Here is a 25,873-nt window from a genome sequence, read left to right as displayed (position 1 = left end):
CTCAGCGACGGTAATAGTCTTCGACGTTCAGGAAGGCGCGCAGGCCCTCTGGCGTCGCGTTGCGGATCGGGTCGGCTTCCGGCGTGACCGGGCCGCGCCAGGCGGTGGCTCTCAAAGGCGTGACGGCGTAGGCCCGGCGCGGGTCCAGCACGTGCGGGCAGTTGGCCAGCACCACGATCAGGTCCATCTCGGCCCGCAGGGTGACGAACCGGCCGGGCGGGTAGGGGCCGACATCGATCACCGTCTCGCCGCCCTGGGCGATCCGCACGTCCTTGAACAGGTTCAGGCAGGGATGGATGTCCTTGCGGCCCAGGCCGAACTTAGCCACGCCCAGCGAGAAGCGGTCGCGGGCGTTGGGGTGGGCGCCGTGGTTGAAGCCGTCGCCGTACTTGCGGGCGTTGCTGGCCTGGTTGGACGCGCCGCAGAAGGCGTCGTGAGTTCCGGCGGTGTCCTCGACCAGGCTGGCCAGCACCCGGCCCATGTCCGACAGCAGCAGGCGGCCCTGGCCCAGATAGCCGTTCCACTGGACCTTCAGGGTGTCGGCGATGTTCAGCCGCTCGACCGGGCGCTCGGCGTTGAACAACAGCAGCGACGGGCTGGCGTCGCCGGCCAGGTCGGTCAGGCGCAGGTGGGTCCCGCGGGCGATCTGGCGGCCGGCGTAGCCGCCCGGGGCGATCGTCTCGTCCCAGACCACGTCGGCGGCGACCACGCCTTGCGGCAGGTCGACGGCGTCGGTGGCCGGCACGGTGGGCATGGCCTCGGCCCGGGTCCCGGCCTGGGCGCGGGCGTGGGCCTGGGCGGCGTAGGGATCGGCGGTCTGGCTCATCAGGCCGGCGCTCCGTCTTCGCCGTGGAAATGCAGCGGCGGCAGCAAGGCGGTGGTGGTGACCAGCTTGATCTGCTGGACGCCGCGCACCTTGCGCAGGTCGTCGCACAGCTGCTGCAGGCGCTCGAACGGCCCCTGGACCAGCAGGACCTCCATGGCTTGGTCGTCCTCCAGGAAGACGTTCTGGGCCGAGATCACCTCCTTGACGAAGCTGAGCTGGGTCTGGGCCAGGGCGTGGCGCACCCGGCCGTTCTCGGCGCGGTAGATCAGAGTGATGGTGCCGGCCAGGACGGCGTCGGGACGCTCGGCGCTGTGCTCGGCCAGCTCGTGGCGGATCAGTTCGGCGATCATCTGCGAGCGGCTGGGCAGGCCGCGCTCGGCGACCATGGCGTCCAGCTGCGCCATCAGTTCGGCCGGCAGGCTGATGCTGAGGCGTGCGAGGGTTGAGGAGGGCGTGTCCATGGGAAGCATCCGATCGCGAATATTACGAAGGATGCAATATGTAATACTGGCGGCGGGCCCGGTCGATGCATGGCGCCTCGGTTTTGGGCGGCGCGCGACCGATCGTTACGCAGCCGAAGCGGCGCCAGGGCGTCGTCGCTTGGTCAGGGCAGGCCCGTGCGAAGCCGCGAACCTGGACGCCGCGAGAGCGGGGCGGCGCGATGCTTTGGGGAGAGGTCTTCCTGCCGTCTGATGGACATTCGCCATCGCGTGAAAAGCGATGGCTCCGCGGGTAGGATTCGAACCTACGACCAGCCGGTTAACAGCCGGCTGCTCTACCACTGAGCTACCGCGGAACAGGTCGCCTCAGGAAGAGGCCGGGTGATAGCCGCCGATTTGACTCGGTGCAAGCGCATTCGGACAAAAAAACAGCCCGGCTTGCGGCCGGGCTGTGGAAAGTCAGTGATGGTGGGGTGTCTTCAAGAAAGACCAGTCGAAATTCGGCCCTTATGGTTAATCAGGTCTTAATTTCGGCTGCGACCAAATAGCCTCAAGGGGTCGCTCAAGGCTTCATCAGGCCGACGGGCAGGGACTTGGCGGCGACCGCGACGTCGGCCTTGGCGGCCGTGTCGCGCGACGAGGCGCCCAGGGTGACGGTGTAGTCGCCGGCCGCGACCGACCAGCCGTGGGCCTTCTCGTTCCAGGTGGCCAGCAGGCGCGGATCGACGGTCAGGCTGACCTTGGTGGTCGCGCCGGGCGCCAGTTCGACCTTCTTGAAGCCGGCCAGGCGCTGGGGCGCCTCCCAGCCGCCCGCCTTGGGCGAGACATAGACCTGCGGCACGGCCTTGCCGGTCCGCTTGCCGGTGTTCCTGACGTCGAAGCTGACGGTCAGGGCGCCGCCCTTGGTCTCGGCCTTGAGGTTGTCATAGGCGAAGGTCGTGTAGGACAGGCCGTGGCCGAAGGCGAACAGCGGCTGGTGGCCCTTCTTGTCGAACCACTTGTAGCCGACCGCCGCGCCTTCGATCGTGTAGTCGACCGCGAACAGGTCGTCGGGCTTCTTGGGATCGCCGTCCAGCACCGGGCGGGGCAGTTGGTCCAGGGCGGCGGGGAAGGTGACGGGCAGGCGGCCCGAGGCGTCGACCTCGCCGGTCAGCACGCGGGCGATGGCCTCGCCGCCTTCCGAACCCGGGTACCAGGCCTCGACCACGCCGCCGACCTTGCCGAGCCACGGCATCAGCACCGGACCGCCGGTCTCCAGCACCACCACCGTCTTGCCGTTGGCGGTGGCGACGGCGTCGATCAGGGCGTCCTGGTCGTTCTCCAAGGTCAGCGGGCTGTCGACCGACTCGCCGTTCCACTGGGTGGCGAACACCAGCACCACATCGCTTTCGGCTGCCAGCTTGGCGGCCGCGGCCTTGTCCTTGCCGTCGGCGAAGCGGATGTCGGCGCCGGGCAGGCGGGCCTTCAGCGCCTTCAGGGGCGAGGAGGGGAAGTAGATCATCGGACCGGGCCAGGTGGCCGGGCCTTCGCCGGTCACCGCCCGGCCGCCGATCGGATAGACCTGAGAGGAGCCGCCGCCCGACAGCACGCCCACGTCGGCGTGGCCGCCGATCACGGCGATCTTCCTGGCCGAGGACAGCAGGGGCAGCAGGCCCTTGTCGTTCTTCAGCAGCACGACGCCTTCCTCGGCGTCGGCGCGGGTGACCTTGGCGTGGGCGGCGTAGTCGATCGTCGTGATCTTCACCGGCTTTTCGATCACGCCGCTGGCGAACAGGCCGCGCAGGATGCGGCGGGCCATGTCGTCAAGACGGGCCTGGCTGACCTCGCCCTTGGCCAGGGCGTCCTTCAGCGGGCCGCGGAAGAAGTTCTGCCGGTCGAAGGCCTCGCCGGCGGATTCCTGATCGAGGCCGGCGTTGATCGCCTTGGCGCTGGAGTGCACCGCGCCCCAGTCCGACATCACGTAGTTCTTGTAGGCCCAGTCCTGCTTGAGAACCTTGTTCAGCAGGAACTGGTTCTCGCAGGCGTAGTCGCCGTTGACCCGGTTATAGGCGCACATCACCGAGTGGGGATCGGAGTCCTCGATGGCGAACTGGAAGGCCAGCAGGTCGGAGGTGCGGGCGTCGGCCTCGCCGATCTTGGCGTCCAGCACGAAGCGGCCGGTCTCCTGGCCGTTCAGGGCGTAGTGCTTGATGGTCGAGACGATGGCGTTGGACTGGATGCCCTTGATCTGGGCCCCGACCATCTTGCCGGCCAGCCAGGGATCCTCGCCGCCATATTCGAAGTTGCGGCCGTTGCGCGGCTCGCGGACCAGGTTCACGCCGCCGGCCAGCATGACGTTGAAGCCGGAGTCGCGGGCTTCGGAGCCGATCATCGCGCCGCCGGCCTGGGCCAGTTCGGGGTTCCAGGTGGCGGTGGTGGCCATGCCGGAGGGCAGGGAGGTGCGCTCGCGCTTCTTGGGCTCGCCGCCCTGGGTGGCCACGCCGACGCCGGCGTCCGTCTGGAACTGGGCGGGGATGCCCAGGCGCTCGATCCCCGGCACGTAGCCGGCCGAACCGGCCAGGGCCTCGGGAACGCGCTTGTACTTGGTCCCCATGTCGGCGCCGAAGAAGCCGAAGATGATCGTCAGCTTCTCGTCCTGGGTCATGGCCTTGACCGCGGCGTCCGCGCGCGCGTCGGCGTCCAGCTTGGGATCGAGCCACGGCTTGGCGGCGGGGGCCGGGGCGGGCGCCTGGGCGCAGGCCGTGGTGGCCAGGGCGCCGGCGGACGCGCCGAGCATGAGGGCCAGGGTCAGGCCCCGCCAGGACTGTCGGTTCATAGTACCTCCCACTCTATTGTTGGCGCGGGCGAGAGCTCGCCGACGCGATAGGACTTCAGGTCTAGCCGGCGCGGACCGGGCCGGTGGATTCGCGGATCACCAGGCTGTGCTGGGTGAGGATCGTCGCCGCCGACTTGCCGACCGCCTCGTTGGCGTTCCAGGCGTTGAGGGCTGTGATGGCCCGCTGGGTCATCTGGTCGAAGGGCTGGCGGATGGTGGTCAGGGACGGCCAGATCGCGGCGGCGATCGGCGCGTCGTCGAAGCCCACCACCGACAGATCGTCCGGCAGTTTCAGGCCGCGCCGCTGGGCCTCCATGCAGGTGGCGGCGGCCATGTCGTCGTTGGCCGCGAAGATGGCGGTCGGCGGGTCGGCCATGTCGAGCAGGGCCTGGGCGCCGGCCAGGCCGCCCTTGAAGCTGAAGTCGCCGGGGACGATCAGGGCGGGGTCGGGGCGCGGCTTGCCGGCGGCGGCGTAGGCCTCGTTGAAGCCGTTGCGACGCAGGGTGCTGGCGGCGTGGTCGGGATGGCCGGCGATGTGGCCGATCCGCTCGTGGCCCAGGCTGAACAGGTGCTCGACCACCTCGCGGGCGGCGGCGCGGTCGTCCATGACGATGCTGGGCGACAGGGAATCGGGGCTGGTCGGCGAGATCAGCACGCAGCGCACGTCGTGCTCGCGCAGCAGGGCCTTGAGCGGGGCGAAGTCGCATTCGGGCGGCAGCAGCACCATTTCGCGGATGCCGCCCTCGGTCACGAAGGCGCGGATGCGGTCCTGCCAGCCGGCCATGTCGCCTTCGACCAGCTCGGCCGACAGGTGGCGGCCGTTCTGCAGGCAGGCGACCATCAGGGCGTGGTGGATGCGGGTCTGGTAGCCGCCGCTGGGGTCGCCCATCAGGATGCCGACCGCCGGAGCGGCCTGCGAGCGCAGGACGCGCGCCACGGTGTTGGGGTGGTAGTCGAGCGCCTGCATGGCGCCTCGAACCCGTTCGCGGGTCTTGGCGGTGACGCTCTCGTGATCGTTCAGGACGCGCGAGACGGTCTTGGGCGACACGCCCGCTCGCAGCGCCACATCGTGGATCGTCGCCATAACCTTTGCCGCACCCAACACTAGATGATCGCGCCGCCCGCTCGATCGCGCAGATCGCCGCCGCCCCGTTGATCAAAGCCATAGCTCAGCCCGACAACGATGTCATGTGACAGGACATTTATTTTGTCCGCAAACGTCATCGATGAGGACATTTCAGGTCATGGCGGGACATGCGATTCAGTCGATCCGGTGCGCCGTAAGGGAAATCCGGCGCCGAAACATGGTCGATCTCGTAGGCGGGATGTCTTGCCGTGCTCGGCCGTGTTGCACTTGATATCAGGGGCGTATCGAACTTTAGGTCCGTAAATTACTCAGAAAAAACAACGATTATCGGCGTTTGACTGCGCTGTCGGTGGTCTGGGCGGAGCGCGTTTTTGTACGTCCTGGCCACAAAATGACAACGTTGACATTTTGATTGACACGAGCGGGACATTTATCAATCTTGAGACACGGCTGGGGAGGGCGTGAGCCAGCGTATGCGTCGAGGGGCGCAGGGGTCGCCACAGGTTTTCACTTGAAAACGTTGCTCGCCGGGCAGGCTGGCGACCTCGGCGACAGGCGAAAAACGGATACAGCCCGCGTCGAAACCGGCGGGGGTGAAGAACGGCCATAAAAATATTTTTGGGGAGCGAAGACCTTGTCCAATCCACGAAACCAGTCCGCGTTGGCCCGGGGGATGACCCTGGCGCTGCTGGCGGGCGCCTCGTCCATGGCGCTGGCCACGGGCGCCTACGCCCAGACGTCGGACGCCTCGCAGGTCGAGGAAATCGTCGTCACCGGCATCCGCGGCTCGCAGATGCGCTCGGTCGACGTCAAGCGGCGCGAAGCCTCGATCGTCGACGCGATTTCGTCGGAAGACATCGGCAAGCTGCCCGACACCACCATCGCCGACTCGCTGCAGCGTATTCCCGGCGTGCAGATCAAACGTGACGCCGGCGAAGGCGCGACCGTCAACATCCGCGGCCTGGCCCAGGTCATCACCCTGTTGAACGGCGAACAGTATCTGAGCGCCGGCAACATGGGCTCAGCCCAGCCGAACCTGCTGGACGTTCCCGCCCAGCTGATGAACCAGGTGCTGGTCTACAAGTCGACCGACCCGACCAACGCCCTGTCGGGCATCACCGGCACGATCGACCTGCGCACCCGTCGTCCGTTCCAGATGGAGCAGGGCTTCTCGATCGCCGGCGGCCTGGAAGGCCAGCGCGGCGAGCGGACCAAGGAAAACGACTACCTGATCAACGGCCTGGTCAACTGGCGCAACGAACGCGTCGGCCTGATGATCGCCGCCACCGCCAGCAAGGCCAACCTCGGCAACAACTCGTCGGGCGTCGTGGGTCTGTCGGGCAACAACGACTGGGGCGGTTCGGCCGCCAACAACTTCATCTCGCCGCACGGCTTCGAAAGCTTCCACCGCGAGGTCGAGCGCAAGCGCCTGGGCGTCAACGTGGCCTTCGAGGCCGACCTGGGCGAGGGCTTCACCCTGGTCGCCGAGGGCTTCTACGCCAAGCTCGACGAGTATAACCGCGCCGCCGGCATCAACATCTCTAACCGCTGGGACGGCGGCGCCTTCGGCGTCTGGACGACCCCGACCGTGTTCGATCCCACGGGCCAGAACAGCACCGGCAACGGCCGTCCCTGGGTGGCGGTGGACGAGTACGACATCAACGCCTGGTGGGTGAACAGCTTCTCGGTGAACCGCACCACCAAGTCGGAAACCAAGAACTACAACCTCGAACTGAAGTACGACAACGGCGGCAACTTCACGAGCGAAGTGCGGGCCATCCGCGCCAGCGGCGACCGTCTCAGCATGAACGGCCAGGCCCAGGGCGACCTGAGCAACTGGCAGTACGCCGACGGTCGGTTCAACCTGTTCCGCAACGCGGCCGACCGCACGCGCGGACCGTTCTATCCGGCGGCGATCTGCGCCCAGTATCCGACCTCGCAGCGCAGCAACGCCATCTCCGGCAGCGCCGGCGGCTGCTACCTGAACCCGAACCCGCAGGGCTACGGCGCCAACCCACAGCTGCACTACAACATCGGTGGCAACAAGGCGGTCTGGAGCGGCTTCGACCGCCCGCTGGTCGGCGGCCTGGGTGCGGGCAAGACGCTCAAAGACTACATGGCCAACAAGGACAGCTACGCCATCGGGGCCTTCTCGTCGGAAGGCAACAACGAGGTCGAGTCCGACATGAACGTGTTCCGCGCCGAGGGACACTACAAGTTCGACGACAAGTTCCTGGGCTTCATCACCAAGATCGACGCCGGCGTTCGCCAGAGCGACCGCTCGGTCGACGTCGAGGCGTTCCACCTGTTCTCGCCGTTCTACGGCGGCGTTCCGGGCGCGGTCCAGGCCAACGGCACGCCGGTGCCGGCCGCGGGCTGCTTCGCCCAGTGGAAGGCCATCGACGTCGTCATGGACCAGAACCAGTGCCAGGCGGGCGAGTTCGTGCCCAACCCGGCCGGCGGCGCCCCGATCTTTCAGGGCTACACCGTCAACCGCCCGACCAAGATCGACGCCTACAACAACGTCATCTGGATGGACGACCTGGGCAGCATCACCCAGGGCATCCCGGGCTTCTGGGTCGTCGATCCCCACGACTTCGACGACGTGAAGTCCTTCCAGGAGAAGGTGTTCGGCGCGGCGGTCCGCTATCAGATCCCCGGCGTGACCTATGACGTCACCCTGAAGGAGCAAAGCGCCTACGGCGCGGCCAACTTCGAGATCGGCAAGCTGTCGGGCGACGTCGGCCTGCACGTCATCCAGACGCACCTGCTGGTGAAGCAGAACCTGACGGGCGACACCCAGAACTACGGCGACACCAACCTGGACGTCGGCGACACGGTCACCAGCCGCAAGTACACCGACTGGCTGCCGTCGTTGAACGCCGTCTACGACGCCACCGACAACCTGAAGTTCCGCTTCGCCTATTCCAAGACGATGCAGCCTCTGGACCTGCAGAACTACGGCGGCGGCCTCAGCATCGCCACCGCCGACTGCGGCACCAAGCCGGGCCGCTGCGTGACGGGCGCCAGCTCTTCGGGCAACCCGTACCTGAACCCGTGGCGTTCCACGAACCTGGACGGCGCGGTCGAGTACTACTTCGGCGGCGCCTCGATGGTGAACCTGTCGGTGTTCAAGCTGAAGATCGACAGCTTCGTCACCGGCGGCACCACCCGCGGCACCTTCAAGGACCAGGACGGCACCCCGCGCGAAGTGAACGTCACCCAACCCATCCAGGGCGACGGCGGTTCTGTGAAGGGTCTGGAAGCCGGCACCAAGCTGGCGTTCAGCGACCTGCTGCACGACGGCGGGTTCTTCTCGAACTTCGGTATCGACGCCAACGCCACCTACTCGCCCAGCTCGGAGTCGCGTCTCGGCCTGGACGGCAAGAAGCTGCCGTTCACCGACAACTCCAAGTACCAGTACAACCTCGTGGGCTGGTACCAGGACGACAAGTGGCAGGCCCGTATCGCCTACAACTACCGGACCGATCGCCTCAACAGCGTCACCGGCAGCTCCGGCGACAACCTGGCGGTCTTCCAGGACGCCACGGGCTTCGTCGACGTGAACCTCAGCTACGACGTTCGCGACAACGTGGTCGTCTACCTGAACGGCTCGAACGTGACCGGCGAGATCGAGAATTACTACGTGCGGTTCGCCGACGGTAAGACTCAGTACTTCAGCCAGAACGAGTTCGAGCCGCGCTACACCATCGGCATCCGCGCCAAGTGGTGATCTAGCCTAATCCTTCCCTGCGGGCCGCCGTGACCCCTGTCACGGCGGCTTCTTTTTTCGAGCGGGGCGGCTAGCATGAGGTTCAAGACGGGCGTTCGAAGTCCGCGACGAGAAGCCGTGAAGCGCTTCGATCAAGGGTAGGGAACAACCATGCAGGACAGCATGCGGGATCGGCGGATCCGCGACATCGTCGTCGTCGGCGGCGGCACCGCCGGCTGGATGGCGGCGGCCAGCCTGAAGCACCATTTCGGCGGCGCGCCGGTCGACATCACCCTGATCGAGTCTTCCGAGATCGGCACGATCGGGGTGGGCGAGGCGACGATCCCGACCATCCGTCGCTTCTATCAATCGTTGGGTCTGTCGGACGTTGACGTGCTGCGGGCCACCGGCGGCACCTGTAAGCTGGGTATCCGCTTCAACGACTGGCTGAAGCCCGGCTCATCGTTCATCCATCCGTTCGGCCTGTACGGCCAGGACCTGAAGGGCGTGTCGTTCCATCACTACTGGATGCGCCTGCGGGCCTTGGGCGAGGCCGCGCCGATCGGCGACTATTCGCTGGGCGCCAGCCTGGCCGCCGGCGGCAAGTTCACCACGCCCTCGCGCAATCCGCCCTCGACCCTGTCGGTGTTCGACTGGGCCCTGCATTTCGACGCCAGCCTGTTCGCCCGCCTGATGCGTCAGGTCGCCGAGCAGAACGGCGTGCGGCGCATCGACGCCAAGATCGTCAAGACCAACCTGCGCGCCGAGGACGGCTTCATCGAGTCCGTGTCGCTGGACACCGCCGCGACCGTGGCGGGCGACCTGTTCATCGACTGCTCGGGCTTCCGCGGCCTACTGATCGAGGAGGCCCTGCACACCGGCTACGAGGACTGGAGCCAGTGGCTGCTGTGCGACAGCGCCCTGGCCGTGCAGAGCGAAGGGAAGGGCGCGCCGCCGCCCTATACCGACGTCACCGCCCATGAAGCGGGCTGGCGCTGGCGGATCCCGCTGCAGCACCGCTGGGGCAACGGCTACGTCTATTCCAGCCGCCACACCACCGATGAGGCGGCGAGGGCGGTCCTGACCGGCGCTCTGGACGAGCGCTTGCTGCACGAGCCGCGCAAGATCGGCTTCCATCCGGGCCGCCGCCTGAAGGCCTGGAACAAGAACTGCATCGCCCTGGGCCTGGCCTCCGGCTTCCTGGAGCCGCTGGAGAGCACCAGCATCGCCCTGATCGAGACGGGCATCGAGAAGATCAAGTCGCTTTTCCCCAACCGGGACTTCGATCCGGCGGTGGTCGACGAGTTCAACGAGATGTCGCGCCTGGAGATGGAGCGCGTCCGCGACTTCATCATCCTGCACTACAAGCTGAACCAGCGAACCGATGACCCGACCGGTTTCTGGACCCATTGCCGCGAGATGTCGGTCCCCGACACCCTCCAGAAGAAGATGGACCTGTGGCGCGCCCAGGGGCACTTCGTCCGCTACCGCTGGGAGATGTTCTCCCAGCCCAGCTGGCTGGCCATCTATGCCGGCTTCGATCTGCTGCCGGAAACCTACGACCTCAGCGTCGACGGTTTCGACCCCGGTCAGCTTACGGAAGCCCTGGGGCAGATGCGCAAGGCCGTGGCCGACACCGTCGCCGCCACCCGCACCCACGGCGAATTCATCGAACAGTACGCCCGTCCCCAGCCGGTCGCGGCCGAGTAGGAACAAGACAGATGGCCCACCTGAACAAGATCGTCGTCGTCGGGGGCGGCTCGGCCGGCTGGATCTGCGCGGCCATGCTCAGCCACTATTTCCAGAACGGCCCGACGCAGGTCGAGCTGGTCGAATCCGAGGAGATCGGCACGATCGGCGTGGGGGAATCCACCATCCCGCCGTTCCTCCAACTGATCCGCACCTTGGGGATCAACGAGCAGGAATTCATTCAGGAAACCCAGGCCGCCTTCAAGCTGGGCATCCGGTTCGAGAACTGGCTGGAGAAGGGCGACGTCTACTACCACCCGTTCGGCCAGATCGGCGGTCCGTTGGAGGTCAACGAGTTCTACCAGTGCTGGCTGCGGGCCAAGCAGAACGGCCATCCGTCGAAGCTGCAGGACTTCGCCCCGGCCACGGTGATGGCCGACACGGGCAAGTTCATGTTGCCGGCCAAGGCCCAGCGCACGATGATCGCCAACGCCAACTACGCCCTGCACGTCGATGCGAAGCTGGTGGCCCTCTACCTGCGCCGGTTCGCCGAGGCGCGCGGCGTCAAGCGCACCGAGGGCATCGTCACCGACGTGGCCGCCCGTCCCGACGGCGGCGTCGCCAAGGTGATCATGAAGGACGGCCGCGAGGTGGCCGGCGACTTCTTCATCGACTGCTCGGGCTTCCGGGCACTGCTGATCGGCAAGACCCTGGGCGAGCCGTTCCGCGACTGGGGCGACGTACTGCTGTGCGACCGGGCCATCGCCGCCCAGACCGAGAACGTCGGCGCGCCCCATCCCTACACCCTGGTCCAGGCCCAGGACTTCGGCTGGCGCTGGCGCATCCCGCTGCAGCACCGTTCGGGCAACGGCTACGTCTATGCCAGCAAGTACCTCAGCGACGACGAGGCCACCGCCACGCTGCTCAGCCAGATCAAGGGCGAGGTCGTGCTCGGCCCGACGGTGATCCCGTTCAAGACCGGCGTGCGCGAGCGGCCCTGGGTCAAGAACTGCGTGTCGATCGGCCTCTCCTGCGGCTTCATCGAGCCGCTGGAATCCACGGCCCTGCACCTGATCTACAAGGGCATGGACTACCTGCTGCGGTTCATGCCCGACATGGACGCCGACCCGACCCTGGCGGCCGAGTACAACCGCCGGATGGTCGCCGACTACGAGGAAATCCGCGACTTCATCGTCCTGCACTACGTGACCACCCGGCGCGACGACACGCCGTTCTGGCGCGACTACCAGAAGGTCGATCCGCCGGAGAGCCTCAAGGAGCGCATCGCCCTGTTCAAGGCGGCCGGGGTGCTGCGCGACGGCGTCGACGACATGTTCCGCGCGCCCAGCTGGCAGTCGGTGATGGAGGGCATGGGCGTGCGGCCCGACCGCTACCAGCAGTTGGTCGACCGCATCCCGCTGAGCGTGATCATGAACCTGATGGACAAGTCGGCCCCCATGCTGGCCGACTTCGTGGCGACCCTGCCCAGCCATGAGGAGTTCCTGAGAACCCATTGTCCCGCCGCGCCTTTCAAGCGCTCGGCTTAGGCGGCGTCCGCCTTGCGGGCGACCCAGCCCCGGAAGGTGAAGGCGGCGTAGAACAGGCTGACGTCGACGAACCCCGCCTGCGCCAGCAGCGCTTCGTCTTCCTCGGGCGACAGGATCGGCAGCCTTGCCCCGATGGCCTGGCCGGTGCTTTCGGCCTGGACCGACGGCGTGCCCGAGGCGGCCGCGAACGCGGCGTAGCGTGACAGCCACAGGACCTTGTCGTCGCCTTGCGGGAAGCTGTGATGCGCCACGACAAAGGGCGCGCCGGGCTTCAGCCGCCGGTGGATCTCGGCCAGCGTCGTCCTGCGGTCTTCCTTCGCGATGAAGTGGAAGGTCAGGAGGCAGGCCGCCGCGTCGAACGGCCCCTCGGGCGCGTCCTGGATGTAGCCCTCGTGCAAGGTGGCGCGTGTGTTCAACGGGCCCAGGGTTCGCGTCGCCAGCTTCAGCATCTCCGCCGACGGATCGACGCCGTCGAAGGTCCAACCCGGCTGCATCTCGGCGAAGCGCTTCAATTCCAGCCCGCCGCCGGCCCCGAGCACCAGCACGCGCGCGTCGTCCTCGCAGCGCTCGGCGAGCAGGAGGCCCGCCATGCGCTGGAGGTCAAGGAACCCCGGCACCAGCCTCACGGGGCCCTCGGCATAGCGGGCGACGGCTTCGGGATCGGAGAAGGCCGACACGCTCATCAGGCCGCCAACAGCGCGTCGCGGATCAGCGACTGGTGCGCCCCCACGCCCGCCAGCACGCCGTCGGCCGAGGCCAGGGTGGCGTTCTGCATCGGCCGCGCCGCGTCGCCGGCCGCGAACACGCCGGGCACGGTGGTGGCCTTCCAGTCGTCGGCGCGGATGATCGGACCCAGCGGCCCGTCGTCGAAGGCGCAGCCCAGGGCCTGGGCCAACGGGCTGGCCATCCGCTGGGCCGGGGCCACGAACAGGGCGTTCAGCGGCACGACGCGGCCGTCCGCCAGCTGGACCGCGGCCAGGTCGGGCGCATCGCCCATCAGGGCCGTGATCGGGCTGCGCTCGATGGCGACGCCGCGCGCGTCGAGTAGGGCGCGCTGCTCCTGGTCCGGCTCGAACCGCCCCTGGGTGAACAGCGTGGTCGGGCCCCAGTCCGGGATCATCGCCGCCTGATGCGCCGACATCGGATGACTGGCCAGCACGCCCAGCGGCCGGTCCCGATGCTCGTAGCCGTGGCAGTAGGGGCAGTGCACGACGCTGGCGCCCCAACGCTCCTTCAGGCCCGGCAGGTCGGGCAGGACGTCGACGACGCCGGTGGCCAGGACCAGCTTGCGGGCCCGCACCGTCCGGCCGCCGGCCAGGGTCACCACGAAGCCGCCGGGGACGGCCTCGGCGCTCAGCGCCTCGCCCTTGGCGATCTCGACGGTGGGATAGGCCGCGACCTGGCAGCCGGCCTCGCGCACGATCTGGGCCGGCGGCTTGCCGTCCTGGCCCAGGAAGCCGTGCGAGGCGTCGGCGAAGCGGTTGCGGGGCAGGCCTGCGTCGACGACCAGCACCGTGCGTCGGGCGCGGGCCAACTGCATGGCGGCGGAAAGGCCGGCGAAGCTGCCGCCGACGACGATCACGTCAAGCATGAGGATGATCCTTGGGCTGGGGGATGCGGGAGACGTCGATGCCCTCGAACAGGTCGGCCAGCGAGATCGTGGCCAGCTTGCGGGCCAGCAGGGCGCGGGCTTCCAGCACCGCGTCGTCGAGCGCGGCGTTGACAGCCTTCTCGATCGCGCAGCCGGGCATTTCCTCGGACTTCCCCAGCGCGATGACCGGCTCGTCCAGGGCGTCCTGCACCTGGGCGAGGCTGATGTCGGAAAGCGCCCGGCCCAGTCGCCAGCCGCCGCCGTGGCCTTTTGTCGAGGCGACGATCCCGGCCTCGCGCAGGCCGGCGAAGGTGCGGCGGATGACCACCGGATTGGTCCCCGCGCAGGCGGCCATCTCCTCGGACGTCATGGGGTCGTGGCGCTGGGCCATATGCAGCAGCACGTGCAGGGCGACGGAAAAGCGGCTGTTCGGTTTCATGTAATTTCAAATGTTACATGATGGGGCGTGGCGCAAGGGGGCGGCGAAAATTACGTCGTCAGCGCCAGGCGTTGGCTTGGGTGATCGTGGCGGGTTCGGTCAGCAGGGCGTCCAGCGGGCGGCCGGCCAGGGTGCAAGTCGCGGTCTTCACCGATCCGCCGCCGGTGACCTTGCAGCTCAGGGACTGGGAGAAGGCGGCGGCCATCAGGCGCTGGCGGTCGACGGGCAGGGCGGGGGCGGCCGGCGCTATCCGCAAGGGGATCCACTGATCGGGCGTCGGGCCCTGGGCGATGCAGAGGGTGCGGCCGTCGATGACGTGCAGGACTGGTCCGCTGACGATCTGGCCGGCGGCGGGAGCCGGGGCGCGGCAGGTCTGGGCCAGGAAAGTCTGGGCCAGGGAAGTTTGAGCCAGCGCCGGCGCGCCGAAAGACAGGGCGGCCAAGGCGACGGCCGCCGCTCCCGATCTCGCCCAAGCCCTGGCCATGTGGATAAGTCCTCTGAACGGGGACTCAACACGGTCGCCGACTTCGTGTTCCCTGTGGAGCCCGTTGAAACGACTGGCGTTTGTGGTCTGTTGCCGAGATGACGCAGCTGGGGCGCCGGCGGGATGAGACGGCCGCGCGGACCCCGCCTGGGCCGTCGTGCTAAAGCAGGCTCCAGGACGCGGCGACTCAGGCCTGCGGCGAACGGATACGGACGGGAGAACTCCGCTGGCGACGGTGAAGCGTACGGGATCGCGGAAGACGCTGACGACGGCCAATCTGGCCGCCCTGGGCGCGGAGCGGCTGGCCGAACTGCTGATCGACGTCGCCGAGGGCCACGCCCAGATCAAGCGTCGGCTGCGCCTGGAGCTGGCCGGCGAGATCGGCCCCGAGGACCTGGCCGCCGAACTGGCCAAGCGCATCGACACCGTCGCCGACAGCCGGGCCCGCATCCACTGGCGCAAGCACAAGGAGTTCGTCCGCGAGCTCGACATGCAGCGCGCCCTGATCGCCGGGCGGCTGGCCGAGCTGGACCCGACCCTGGCTCTGCCGACCCTGCTGCGGTTCCTGGCCCTGGCCGAGGGCGTGTTCCACCGCACCGCCGACGCCAAGGGCGAGGTCGAGGCGGTGTTCGACGCCGCCGTCGACGATGTGGCGGCGATCGCGCCCCTGGCCTTGGCCGATCCGCGAGCGCTCGGAGATCAGCTTCTGGACCTGCTGCTGCATGGCCGGGCGGGGCTGGGGCCGCGTGTGCTGAAGAACGCTCTGCCGGCCTTGGGCGCTCAAGGCGTCGCCACGCTGCGGGGGCAGGTCGAGACGACCATGGCCTCGCAGAAGCGGGTCAGCGGCGCGCTGAAGGCCGCCGTCCAGGTGCTGGCCGACGCCCAGGGCGACGTTGACGGCTACATCGCCCAGTTCACCGACTCCCAGGCCGTGCTGCCGCCGATTGGCGCCCAAATCGCCCGGCGGCTGACCGCGGCGGGCCGCCTGGACGAGGCCATCGCGGCGCTGGACCGCTCGACGCCGGGCTCGTTCGCCCAGCTGGTCGGGGCGGTGCTTGGGCGACCCTCGTTGCCTGGGCCGGGCGCCCTGGACTGGGAGGACGCCTATATCGAAGTGCTGGAGGCGCGCGGGCAGGGCGACCTGGCCCAGGACATGCGCTGGGCCAGTTTTGAACGCGGCCTGTCGGTCGAGCGGCTGCGCGACTACCTCAAGCGCCTGCCCGACTTCGACGACGTCGAGGCCGAGGACAAGGCCCTGGCCCATGCCGAGGACTTCCACGACCCGCACGCCGCCCTGGATTTCCTGATCCGCTGGCCGGCCTGGGACCGCGCCGCGCGCCTGGTGCTGCGCCGGTTCGGCGACCTGGACGGCGACCGTCCCGAGTTGCTGGAGCCCGCCGCCCGGGCCATCGAGGGCCGCCACCCGCTGGCCGCCACCCTGCTGCTGCGCGCGATGATCCTGGACACCGCCCGCTACGCCCGCACGGCGCGTTACAAGGACGCCCAGCAACAGCTGCTGGAAGCCGCCTCCCTGGTTCCCGCCATCGCCGACTGGCAGGGCCACGAGGACGCCGAAGCGTTCGCCGCGCGGGTAGCGGGCTATCGGCGCTGGTAGTTTGTCCGGGCCGCCGTATGCTCCGGCGCAAGGTCAAGCTTCGTGGACAAGCTCATGCGTATCCTGCTCGCCGCGTGCCTGGCGCTGACCTGCGGCGCCACCGGCGCCGCCGAAGCGCCGATGAACCGCGACGCCCAGTGGATCTATCGCGAACGCAACGGGGACGGTCGCGGCGAGCCGTCAGCCACTTTCCTGAGCTGGTCCTACACCAGCGTGCTTTTCCAGGCGCGCTGCCAGCGGTCGACCCACACCGTCACCTTGAGCTTTTCGGACAGCTCCGACACGGACTTCCGCAAGGAATGGGATCATCGCCCGCTGACCGTCGTGCTGGGCAAGCGACGGGTGGCGTTCAAGACGTTCGTGGGCATAGCTGAAGACACCAACTCGCCGGAGGCTCGGTCCACGCTGACCGGAACGCTGAAGGTCACCCCCGCCGTCCTGGCCGCCTTCACGCAGTCGGCCGGGACCGAGGTGTCGATCGAGGCCCCGGAAGAGGAGTACGGCGAATGGTTCGTCGGCAAGGCCGAGCCCCTGCGGCGGCTGGTCAAGGCCTGCGCCTGACATTCGACCCAAAGCCCTGATTGCCTAGACGGGAGCGGCGGACCTATAAGCGGGCTGAAAATTCCAGCCCTTCGAGGGATTCCATGAGCTCCGATTTCGTGGCCGCGCGCCTGAACATGGTCGAAAGCCAGATCCGCACGGCCGACGTCACCGATCTGCCCCTGCAGGACGCCCTACGCGTCGTGGCGCGGGAGGCCCTCGTGCCGGCCGGCAAGGGCTATCTGGCCTATGCCGACGCCGACGTCGAATACGCCCCCGGCCGCTGGCTGCTGCGCCCGCGCGAAGTGGGCAAGCTGCTGCAGCACCTGCGTCCGCGCGAGGGCGACAAGGCCCTGGCCATCGCCGCGCCCTACGCGGCCGCCGTGCTGGAGAAGATGGGCCTGCAGGTCACCCGCCTGGACGGCGACGACCTGACCGCCGTGCCCGGCGCGAACTACGACGTGATCATCTGCGAAGGCGCCGTGCCGCGGGCTCCGGCCAGCTGGACCAAGGCCCTGGCCCAGGGCGGCCGCCTGGCGGTGATCGAACGCGACGGCCCGGTCGGGCGCGCCATGATCTACGTGCAGGCCGAGGACGGCGTCGGCCGCCGCGCCGTTTTCGACGCCACCCCGCCGATGCTGGCCGGTTTCACCGTCGAACGGGGCTTTGCGTTCTGACGACTTCCAGTCCAGAAACAACAACGCAACGTCTGCGTGAAAAAAGCTTAACTAGCGGCCTATGGTCTCTCGCCTTACAGCCGATCATATAGGTGCGGCGTCGCGCCGGGTCTGGCGAAGGTTTCGTGGGGAATGAACTTGATGTCGAATAGCCGTCGGGCCGCTTTGCTGGCCGCCGCTTGCAGCATGGGCCTCATGGCGGGCCTGGCTTCGGCCGCCCAGGCCGAGACCCTGGCGGACGCCCTGGCCCTGGCCTATCAGACCAACCCGACCCTGCAGGGCCAGCGCGCCAGCCAGCGCGTCACCGACGAGGGCGTGGTCCAGGCCAAGACCGCCTTCCGCCCGACGTTGAACGCGACCGCCGACGCCACGGTCTCGCGCACGGATCTGGCGAACCCGACCACCGCCATCGTGGGCGGCCAGGTCGTCACGCGCGACCACACGACCGGCAGCGGCAGCGGCGCCAGCCTGGCCCTGCAGCAGCCGCTCTATACGGGCGGCCGCGCCAGCGCCAACCTCACCGCCGCCCAGGCCGACGTGCTGGCCGGCCGCGAAGACCTGCGCAGCGTCGAGCAGTCGGTGCTGGGCAACGTCATCCAGAGCTATGTCGACGTCCGCCGCGACCAGGAACGCCTGCGCATCGCCCAGGAGAACGTCAGCGTCCTGAACCGCCAGCTGGAAGAGTCCAAGGCGCGCTTCGAGGTCGGCGAGATCACCCGCACCGACGTGGCCCAGTCGGAGGCCCGCCTGGCCGCCGCCCAGGCCAGCCAGTCCTCGGCCCAGGCCATCCTGGCCGCCAGCCGCGCGGCCTACGCCGCCGTGGTCGGCCAGAACCCGACCAACCTGGCCCCCGAGCCGTCGCTGGCCGCTTTGCTGCCCAGCAGCGTCGAGCAGGCCTTCGACCTGGTCGACAAGAACAACCCGCAGATCCAGGCCGCCCGCTACGCCGAACAGGCCGCCGCGGCCCGCGTCGCGGTCGCCAAGGCGGCCTATCGCCCGACTGTCGGGGCCCGCGCGGGCTTCGACACCGACGCGACCCGCACCAACGGCACGGGGCGCGATTTCGGCGACTACAACCGCGGCTACACCGCCTCGCTGACCGCCTCGGTGCCGCTGTTCACTGGCGGCCTGATCAGCTCGCAGGTGCGCGCCGCCCAGGAGCGCGAGAACGCCGCCCGCACCCAGGTGGAGGGCGCCCAGCGCTCGGCCCTGCAGCAGATCTCCACCGCCTGGAACAACCTGCTGGCCTCGCGCGCCAACCTGGTCTCGAACGAGGAACAGGTCCGGGCCACGCGCATCGCCTTCGAAGGCGTGCGCCAGGAGCAGCAGGTCGGCCTGCGCACCACCCTGGACGTGCTGAACGCCCAGCTGGAACTGGCCAACGCCGAGGTCGCCCTGGTCGTGGCCCGTCGCGACGAATACGTGGCCAGCGCCAGCGTCCTGCAGGCCATGGGCGTGCTGAACGTCGCCAACCTGGCCCCCGAGGTCGAGCGCTACGATCCGGTCAAGTCGTACGACAAGGTCAACCACGCCTTCGGCTGGGTGCCGTGGGAGCCTATCGTGCAGGTGGTGGACAAGGTCGGCGCCCCCTCGACGGCGGTCAAGGGCGAGCCCAAGCCGGCCGGCAAATAGGGCGAATTGGCGCGCCCGCCATCCTTGAGCTTGCTTAAGGCGCGCAAGTCTGCACCATCGCTGTAAGCGTCCGCCAGGGCGCCTACAGGATTCGTACCCCTTCGAGACGACTCGCACATGTCCGACCAGAGCCCCCAAGAACCGACGATGGAGGAGATCCTCGCCTCCATCCGACGCATCATCTCGGAAGATGACGCGCCGGCGGAGGAGGCGGCGGCGCCCGAAGCGGAAGCCGCGCCCCTCGCCGAGGAAGTCCCGGCCGAGGACGATGTCCTGGAGTTGACCGACCCGATCGAACCGGCCGCGCCGGTCGAGACCATGGGCGACATCGACGTCTATTCGCCGGAGCCCGAGCCGGAACCCGCGCCGGCGCCGCCGCCCGCGCCCGAGCCGGAACAGATCCAGGGCTTCTCCCGCGACGAAGTGGCCGACAACCTGGTGGGCGACCACGCCGCCAGCCTGGCCGCCACCGCGTTCGGCAGCCTGAGCTCGGCCCTGCTGATGCCCAAGGACGGCCGCACCCTGGAAGACGTCGTGCGCGAACTGCTGCGCCCGCTGCTCAAGGAGTGGCTGGACCAGAACCTGCCGCGCATTGTCGAGACCAAGGTCGAGGAAGAAGTCCACCGCATCGCCCGCGGTCGCAGCGTATAATCGACCGTCATCCCCGCCTCGGCGGGCGGTGACGGACCGGAAATTCGAAGGCGGTCGCTCCGGCGACCGCCTTTTTCCGTCTAAAAATCCCAGATGAACCAAGGCCCAAGGTTTCGCCCGGCGGCCGCAGATGGCATATCCCCAGCGCCATGCTTGAAAAGACCTTCGATCCCAAATCCGTCGAGCCCCGTCTGTACGCCGCCTGGGAGGCCTCCGGGGCCTTCAAGCCGAGCGAGGACCCGAACGCCGAGACGTTCACGATCGTCATCCCGCCGCCGAACGTCACCGGCAGCCTGCACATCGGCCACGCGCTGAACAACACGCTGCAGGACGTGCTGACGCGCTTCCACCGCATGCGCGGCAAGTCGGCCCTGTGGCTGCCGGGCACCGACCACGCCGGCATCGCCACCCAGATGGTCGTCGAGCGCCAGCTGGCCGCCGCCGGCAACATCGGCCGTCGCGAGATGGGCCGCGAGGCCTTCGTCGACAAGGTCTGGGAATGGAAGGCCGAGAGCGGCGGGGCGATCACCAACCAGCTGCGCCGCCTGGGCGCCAGCTGCGACTGGTCGCGCGAGCGCTTCACCCTTGACGAGGGCCTGTCGGCCGCCGTCCGCAAGGTGTTCGTCCAGCTGTACAAGCAGAAGCTGCTGTATCGCGACAAGCGCCTGGTCAACTGGGACCCGCAGTTCCAGACCGCCATCTCCGACCTTGAGGTCGAGCAGAAGGAGGTCGACGGCCACTACTGGCACTTCGCCTATCCGCTGGCCGACGGCGTGACCTTCCAGTACCCGGTCACCTTCGACGACGAGGGCAAGGCCACGGAATTCGAGACCCGCGACTTCATCGTCGTGGCCACCACGCGTCCCGAGACGATGCTGGGCGACACCGCAGTGGCCGTCCATCCGTCGGACGAGCGCTACAAGGACCTGGTCGGCAAGGACGTGATCCTGCCGATCGTCGGCCGCCGCATCCCGATCGTCGCCGACGACTACGCCGACCCGACCAAGGGCTCGGGCGCGGTCAAGATCACTCCGGCCCACGACTTCAACGACTTCCAGGTCGGCAAGCGCCATGGCTTGGCCTCGATCAACATCCTGACACCCGACGCCCGCCTGAACGACGAGGTTCCGGAAGCCTATCGCGGCCTGGACCGTTTCGTGGCTCGCAAGGCGATCGTCGCCAAGGCCGAGGAAGACGGCTGGCTGCGCGAGATCGAGAAGACCAAGCACATGGTCCCGCACGGCGACCGCTCGGGCGTGGTCATCGAGCCCTACCTGACCGACCAGTGGTACGTCGACGCCAAGACCCTGGCCCAACCCGCCCTGAAGGCGGTGGAGGAGGGCGCGACGGTCTTCGAGCCGAAGCACTGGGAAAAGACCTACTTCGAGTGGCTGCGCAACATCGAGCCCTGGTGCGTCTCGCGCCAGCTGTGGTGGGGCCACCGCATCCCGGCCTGGTTCGGCCCGGACGGCCACATCTTCGTCGAGGAGACCGAGGAAGAGGCGCTGGCCGCCGCCATGCTGCACTATGGCGACGAAGCCCCGATCCTGAAGCGTGACGAGGACGTGCTGGACACCTGGTTCAGCTCGGCCCTGTGGCCGTTCTCGACCCTGGGCTGGCCCGAGAACACCGACGACCTCAAGCGCTTCTACCCGACCAGCACCCTGGTCACCGGCTTCGACATCATCTTCTTCTGGGTCGCCCGGATGATGATGATGGGCATCCACTTCATGGGCGAAGTCCCGTTCAAGCAAGTGTTCATCAACGCCCTCGTCCGTGACGAGAAGGGCGCCAAGATGAGCAAGTCCAAGGGCAACGTGATGGACCCGCTGGTCCTGATCGACGAACTGGGCTGCGACGCCGTGCGCTTCACAATGACGGCGATGTCGGGCCAGGCGCGCGACATCAAGCTCAGCAAGCAACGCATCGAGGGCTACCGCAACTTCGGCACCAAGCTGTGGAACGCCTCGCGCTTCGCCCAGATGAACGAGTGCGTCCGCGTCGAGGGCTTCGACCCCGGCTCGGTCAAGCAGCCGATCAACAAGTGGATCCGCGGCGAGACGGTCAAGACCGCCGCCGAGGTGACGCGCGCCCTGGAGGCCCCGGCCTTCAACGACGCGGCCGATGCGCTGTACCGGTTCATCTGGAACGTGTTCTGCGACTGGTACGTCGAGCTGGCCAAGCCGATCCTGAACGGTGACGACGCCGAGGCCAAGGCCGAGACCCGCGCCACGGCCGCCTGGGCGCTGGACGTGATCCTGAAGCTGCTGCACCCCGTCATGCCGTTCATCACCGAGGAGCTGTGGGACAAGACCGCCGAGTTCGGCGCGCCCCGCACGGGCATGCTGATCGTCGAGAAGTGGCCCGAGCTGCCGGAAAGCTGGATCGATCCCGAGGCCGAGGCCGAAATCGGCTGGCTGGTCGACACCGTGGGCGAGATCCGCTCGATCCGCGCCGAGATGAACGTCCCGCCGGGCGCCAAGCCGCCGCTGACGGTGATCGGCGCCAGCGCCGAAACCAAGGCGCGTCTGGCCCGCCACCGCGACCTGCTGCTGACCCTGGCCCGCCTGGACAGCGCCCGCGAGGCCGATGCGGCCCCGACCGGTTCGGTCCCGATCGTGCTGGGCGAGGCGACCGGCGCCCTGGCCATCGCAGAGTTCATCGACCTGACGGCCGAGAAGGCGCGGCTGACCAAGGAGATCGCCAACCTGGTCGGCGAGGTCGAGAAGACCGCCAAGAAGCTGAACAACCCCGACTTCCTGGCCCGCGCCAAGGAAGAGGTCGTTGAGGAGAACCGCGAACGCCTAGCCGAGGCCGAAGCGGCCAAGGCCAAGCTGGAAGCGGCCTTGGCGCGGCTCGAAGCGGTGGGCTAGGGCGCCGTCGATTGTGGTCCTCGCGGTTTGGGTTCACCCTCTTCGGGTGAAGCCTGATCGCGGGGGGACGAATTGGCGCGTTCAAAGGCAGGATGGATCGCGGCGGCGCTGACCATGACGGGGGCGCTGATCGCGACGCGCGCGACGGCGATGGACCTCTCGTCCGATTGCGACGGCGGCCGGCTCGCCGACGTGTCACGACTGCTCGACCACGCGGAAACGGCTTGGCTGGGCCAGGTCTCCAGCGTCCGGACGGGGCGGACGACCGGCGGCGGCGGCGCGATGATCGTCACCGTCAACGGCAGCTTTCGCGTTCGCCCGACGCTCGCCCTCAAGGGAAAGCCGCCCAAGCCCGTCACGGGGCGGTGGTTCATGACCTGGATCGATGACGGTCAGATCGTCGGCTACAAGCCCGACAAGGACGAGACCTATCTGGTGCTGGTCGGGCGCGGCGGGCCGTTCCTGGAGCGCGCCGCCTGCGTCAGCGGGCTGGCCAAGCTGGGCGGCGCGGCCGAACCGGCGCCGTCCTCCCCCTAGGACAGGACGGCGCTCGGCCTTCGGTTACTTCTTCACGCCCAGCATGCCCTCGATCTCGGCCTTGCTGGCGTTGATCAGGGTGGCGCCGTCCTGGACAGCCAGGTTGTTGACGGCCACGGCGAAGGTCTTGTCGTCCATCTTGATGGTGGCCATCGACTTGCCGGTGGCGTCGGGCTTGACCTCGGCGACCGAGCCGATGACCACGCCGGTGTTGTCCTTGACCGGCTGGCCGGCCGTCACGGGCGCGGCGGGGGCGGCCGGAGCCGGCGTGGTGGCCGCCGCGGCGGCCGGATCTTGAGCGGGAGCCGCCGGGGCGGTGGTCTGCGCCAGGGCGGGGGCGGCGATGGCGAGCGCGATCGTGGCGGCGCCGAGGGTCAGAAATGAACGCATGCGGTTTCCCATCTAATCGAAACGTCCCCCGACGTTCCGTTAGGCTGACGCGACTTTGGGGCGTCGGCGGGACGATGATGCGGTCAAAATGGGTCGAGGGTTGAACGCGGTTCGCTCAGCGGCTTTCGGGCGGCGGACGCCAGGATGGAGAGGGAGGCGAGGACTGCGACTGCGACTGCGACTGCGACTGGGGCGGGGTCGGGGCCGGGGGCGAGGATGAGCAAGGCATCCAGTAGTACTGGCGGTTTGCCCCATCCCATGCCCATGAGCCGCAGGCCGCCGACGGGGCGTCGCCTTGCGCGGCGGGCCTGTCGCCATAAGCCGGCGGAGGGCCCTCGTCGCGATCGTCGTAGACGGTCTCGGAGCGCTCGATGACCACGGTCGGGGCGGCGTAGTAGCTCGGATAGCCGTAGTAGCCGGGATAGGCGCCCCACCCGTATCCGTACGGATAGGAATAGGCCGACCCCAAGGCCAGACCGAGCCCGACGCCGCCGGCATATCCCCAGTAGCCGCCATAACCGTAGCCATAGCCGCGATGGCCGTAGCCCGCGTAGCCGTAGCCTCCATGGCGGTAACCGCCATAGCCGCCGTGATAACCGCCTCCACCATGGCCGCCGCCTCCGCCATGGTAGCCGCCGCCACCGTGGCCGCCGCCGCCGTGATGACCACCGCCGCCCCCTCGGCCGCCGCGCGATTGCGCCTCGGCCGACGACGGCGCGGCCAGCAGGGGAACCGCCAGCAGGCAGACGGACGCGAGCGCTGTCAGAAGGATTTTCATCTGGACCTCTCCGCGAGGCCGAGGGTCATGCGGCCGACGGCCATGTTGTCGGCGCGGCAGGCGTCGCAACTCCTTCAAGATAGGCCCGATCAGGCTCCAGCGAAAGCGTCTCGCGTCGGACCCTCACCGCCCGTAGACGGCGTCGCGCACCTGGGTCGTGAAAGGCCCGTTCATGCCCTCGAACGCGGTGTTGGTCATGATCACCACCGTCAGGCGGTTCTTGGGATCCACGAACCAGTTGTGGCCGTAGACGCCGCCCCAGGCCAGCGTGCCGGCGCCTTGCGGGGTCTTGGCGACGGCGGGGTCGTCCAGCACCGCCCAGCCATAGCCGAAGCCCCAGCCTGGGCCCTGGGTCGCCGCCTGGACGCCGGCCTGGTCCTTCATCATCTCGGCCGCGGTCGAGGCCTTTAGGATCGGCGCGCCGCCCTGGCGGACGGTCTCCAGCAGCGCCAGGACGTCGCCGGCCGTGCCGACCATGCCCGCGCCGCCGGACGGGAAGGCGGTCTTGTCGGTGGCCCGGCTGGGCGCGAAACGCACGGCGCCGGCGCCCAGCGAGACGTCCAGATTGTCGGTCATCCGCTTGGGCGCGGGCTGGGCGTTGAAATAGGCGGCGGTCAGGCGGGCCGGGTCGCGGGCGACGAAGCCGGCGTCGGTCAGGCCCAGGGGCCGGGTTACGCTCTCGGCCACGACCTGGGGCAGGGGCTTGCCCGTCGCTTTCTCGACCACCGAACCCAGCACGTCGATGGCCAGCGAATAGCGCCAGGTCGAGCCGGGCGGGAAGGCGAGGGGCGCCTGGCCCAGGCGGCGCATGTTCTCGTCCAGGGTCAGGCCCGAATTGTCGATGCCGTCCGAAACGCCGAGCTGGTGGTAAGGGTGCGACGGCTTCTCGGCCAGGCCGTAGGTCAGGCCGCTGGTGTGGTTCAGCAGCTGGCGCAGGGTGATGACCGGCGTGGTCCCGTCGGCCAGCTTCGGCTTGAAGTCCGGCAGCCACTTGGTCACCGGATCGTCCAGCCGCAGCGTGCCGTCCTCGACCAGCTTCATGACCGCGACGCTGACGAACGGCTTGGTCACCGACGAGAACCGGAAGACCGCGTCCTCGCGCATCGGACGGCCCGCCTCGCGGTCGGCCAGGCCCGCCGCGCGGTGGTAGACGACCTTGCCGTCGCGGGCGACCAGCACCACCGTCCCTACCAGCCGCTGCTCGGCGACGGCGGCGTCGACCACCTTGTCGAGCCGGGCGGCGAGGGCGGCGTCTGGCGCGGCGGCGACAGGAACCGACGGCGGGGCGGCCAGGCTGGGAACAGCCAGGGCCAGGGCGGCGGCGACGGCGAGGCTCGAGATCCACGGACGCATGAGGGCGACTCCCTGTTTCGAGTTCTGAGGTAGGGCGATACCGGGGAGGGGGCAAGCTTGCGGTCGCTCACCACTTCCCCCACCTGACCGCTTCGCGGTCTGTCCGCCCCCGTAGGGGGCGGAGGACGCAATGCGCCATTCCTCTCCCCCTATGGGGGAAGACGGTCGCGAAGCGACCCGTAGGGGGCAAGTGCGCG

21 protein-coding genes and 1 tRNA gene are annotated in these 25,873 nt (G+C 68.6%); 10 read left to right on the top strand and 12 right to left on the bottom strand.

The genetic code is table 11. From position 1 onward, the window contains the following. Position 1: 1 nt before the first annotated feature. The 5 genes from AC1DMQ_RS09530 to AC1DMQ_RS09510 form a co-directional block, all read right to left on the bottom strand. Positions 2-826: an urea amidolyase associated protein UAAP1 gene (locus tag AC1DMQ_RS09530; protein ID WP_477033317.1), complete on the bottom strand. Its 825-nt coding sequence runs from the start codon at positions 824-826 to the stop codon at positions 2-4. After that, positions 826-1,296 carry a CopG family ribbon-helix-helix protein gene (locus AC1DMQ_RS09525; RefSeq protein WP_477033316.1) on the bottom strand — a complete coding sequence of 157 codons (471 nt, stop codon included), beginning with the start codon at positions 1,294-1,296 and terminating at the stop codon, positions 826-828. The genes AC1DMQ_RS09530 and AC1DMQ_RS09525 overlap by 1 nt, the downstream gene beginning before the upstream one ends. Before the next feature lie 251 nt (positions 1,297-1,547). Continuing rightward, positions 1,548-1,622 (bottom strand) — tRNA-Asn (locus AC1DMQ_RS09520). Positions 1,623-1,828: 206 nt separating this feature from the next. Further along, positions 1,829-4,081: a beta-glucosidase gene (locus tag AC1DMQ_RS09515; protein WP_477033315.1), complete on the bottom strand. Its 2,253-nt coding sequence runs from the start codon at positions 4,079-4,081 to the stop codon at positions 1,829-1,831. A 61-nt stretch (positions 4,082-4,142) separates the two neighbouring features. Then, positions 4,143-5,165, bottom strand: a complete 1,023-nt coding sequence (locus AC1DMQ_RS09510; protein WP_477033314.1) for a LacI family DNA-binding transcriptional regulator — start codon at positions 5,163-5,165, stop codon at positions 4,143-4,145. A gap of 676 nt (positions 5,166-5,841) precedes the next feature. On the opposite strand from AC1DMQ_RS09510, the gene AC1DMQ_RS09505 reads away from it, so the two are divergent. The 3 genes from AC1DMQ_RS09505 to AC1DMQ_RS09495 all read left to right on the top strand — a co-directional run bounded on the left by AC1DMQ_RS09505 (position 5,842) and on the right by AC1DMQ_RS09495 (position 12,116). Next, positions 5,842-8,901 (top strand): TonB-dependent receptor, encoded by a 3,060-nt coding sequence (locus AC1DMQ_RS09505; protein ID WP_477033415.1) that lies wholly within the window; start codon positions 5,842-5,844, stop codon positions 8,899-8,901. A gap of 162 nt (positions 8,902-9,063) precedes the next feature. Further along, entirely contained in the window at positions 9,064-10,590 is a 1,527-nt protein-coding gene (locus AC1DMQ_RS09500) for a tryptophan halogenase family protein (protein ID WP_477033414.1), read from the top strand. An 11-nt stretch (positions 10,591-10,601) separates the two neighbouring features. After that, positions 10,602-12,116, top strand: a complete 1,515-nt coding sequence (locus AC1DMQ_RS09495; protein WP_477033313.1) for a tryptophan halogenase family protein — start codon at positions 10,602-10,604, stop codon at positions 12,114-12,116. On the opposite strand, the gene AC1DMQ_RS09490 is transcribed toward AC1DMQ_RS09495, so the two are convergent. From AC1DMQ_RS09490 to AC1DMQ_RS09475, 4 genes are read right to left on the bottom strand one after another with little or no spacing between them, the layout of a single operon-like run. Next, positions 12,113-12,799 carry a class I SAM-dependent methyltransferase gene (locus AC1DMQ_RS09490; RefSeq protein WP_477033312.1) on the bottom strand — a complete coding sequence of 229 codons (687 nt, stop codon included), beginning with the start codon at positions 12,797-12,799 and terminating at the stop codon, positions 12,113-12,115. The two genes, AC1DMQ_RS09495 and AC1DMQ_RS09490, sit on opposite strands and share 4 nt — an antisense overlap. Continuing rightward, positions 12,799-13,707 carry an NAD(P)/FAD-dependent oxidoreductase gene (locus AC1DMQ_RS09485; protein WP_477033311.1) on the bottom strand — a complete coding sequence of 303 codons (909 nt, stop codon included), beginning with the start codon at positions 13,705-13,707 and terminating at the stop codon, positions 12,799-12,801. The genes AC1DMQ_RS09490 and AC1DMQ_RS09485 overlap by 1 nt, the downstream gene beginning before the upstream one ends. Further along, positions 13,700-14,146, bottom strand: coding sequence for an RrF2 family transcriptional regulator (locus AC1DMQ_RS09480; RefSeq protein ID WP_477033310.1), 447 nt, complete (start codon positions 14,144-14,146; stop codon positions 13,700-13,702). Before AC1DMQ_RS09480 ends, AC1DMQ_RS09485 begins: the two co-directional genes overlap by 8 nt. Before the next feature lie 58 nt (positions 14,147-14,204). Beyond that, on the bottom strand, positions 14,205-14,588 hold the full coding sequence (locus AC1DMQ_RS09475; protein WP_477033309.1) for a hypothetical protein: 384 nt from the start codon (positions 14,586-14,588) through the stop codon (positions 14,205-14,207). Between the two features lie 277 nt (positions 14,589-14,865). Between AC1DMQ_RS09475 and AC1DMQ_RS09470 the strand changes: the two genes are divergently transcribed. The 7 genes from AC1DMQ_RS09470 (at position 14,866) to AC1DMQ_RS09440 (ending at position 23,155) form a co-directional block, all read left to right on the top strand. Further along, on the top strand, positions 14,866-16,245 hold the full coding sequence (locus AC1DMQ_RS09470; RefSeq protein ID WP_477033308.1) for a DUF6880 family protein: 1,380 nt from the start codon (positions 14,866-14,868) through the stop codon (positions 16,243-16,245). A 54-nt stretch (positions 16,246-16,299) separates the two neighbouring features. Continuing rightward, the gene (locus tag AC1DMQ_RS09465) at positions 16,300-16,806 is read left to right on the top strand and encodes a hypothetical protein (RefSeq protein WP_477033307.1); all 507 of its coding nucleotides are present in this window, start codon (positions 16,300-16,302) and stop codon (positions 16,804-16,806) included. An 83-nt stretch (positions 16,807-16,889) separates the two neighbouring features. After that, positions 16,890-17,462, top strand: coding sequence for a protein-L-isoaspartate O-methyltransferase family protein (locus AC1DMQ_RS09460; RefSeq protein ID WP_477033306.1), 573 nt, complete (start codon positions 16,890-16,892; stop codon positions 17,460-17,462). Between the two features lie 141 nt (positions 17,463-17,603). Next, a complete protein-coding gene (locus AC1DMQ_RS09455; protein WP_477033305.1) occupies positions 17,604-19,094 on the top strand; it encodes a TolC family outer membrane protein in 1,491 nt (496 codons plus the stop codon). A gap of 117 nt (positions 19,095-19,211) precedes the next feature. Beyond that, positions 19,212-19,745, top strand: a complete 534-nt coding sequence (popZ, locus tag AC1DMQ_RS09450) for a pole-organizing protein PopZ (protein WP_477033304.1) — start codon at positions 19,212-19,214, stop codon at positions 19,743-19,745. 149 nt (positions 19,746-19,894) lie between these two features. Next, positions 19,895-22,618: a valine--tRNA ligase gene (locus AC1DMQ_RS09445; protein ID WP_477033303.1), complete on the top strand. Its 2,724-nt coding sequence runs from the start codon at positions 19,895-19,897 to the stop codon at positions 22,616-22,618. 72 nt (positions 22,619-22,690) lie between these two features. Continuing rightward, entirely contained in the window at positions 22,691-23,155 is a 465-nt protein-coding gene (locus AC1DMQ_RS09440; protein WP_477033302.1) for a hypothetical protein, read from the top strand. A gap of 24 nt (positions 23,156-23,179) precedes the next feature. Here AC1DMQ_RS09440 and AC1DMQ_RS09435 read toward each other — a convergent pair whose 3' ends face one another. The 3 genes from AC1DMQ_RS09435 to AC1DMQ_RS09425 form a co-directional block, all read right to left on the bottom strand. Continuing rightward, positions 23,180-23,545, bottom strand: coding sequence for a hypothetical protein (locus AC1DMQ_RS09435; RefSeq protein ID WP_477033301.1), 366 nt, complete (start codon positions 23,543-23,545; stop codon positions 23,180-23,182). 115 nt (positions 23,546-23,660) lie between these two features. Further along, on the bottom strand, positions 23,661-24,323 hold the full coding sequence (locus AC1DMQ_RS09430) for a hypothetical protein (protein ID WP_477033300.1): 663 nt from the start codon (positions 24,321-24,323) through the stop codon (positions 23,661-23,663). A gap of 123 nt (positions 24,324-24,446) precedes the next feature. Continuing rightward, a complete protein-coding gene (locus AC1DMQ_RS09425) occupies positions 24,447-25,676 on the bottom strand; it encodes a serine hydrolase domain-containing protein (protein WP_477033299.1) in 1,230 nt (409 codons plus the stop codon). Positions 25,677-25,873: the final 197 nt, after the last annotated feature.

This window comes from Caulobacter sp. 05L422 (assembly GCF_056397765.1).
This window is presented reverse-complemented; position numbering and strand designations above follow the sequence as displayed.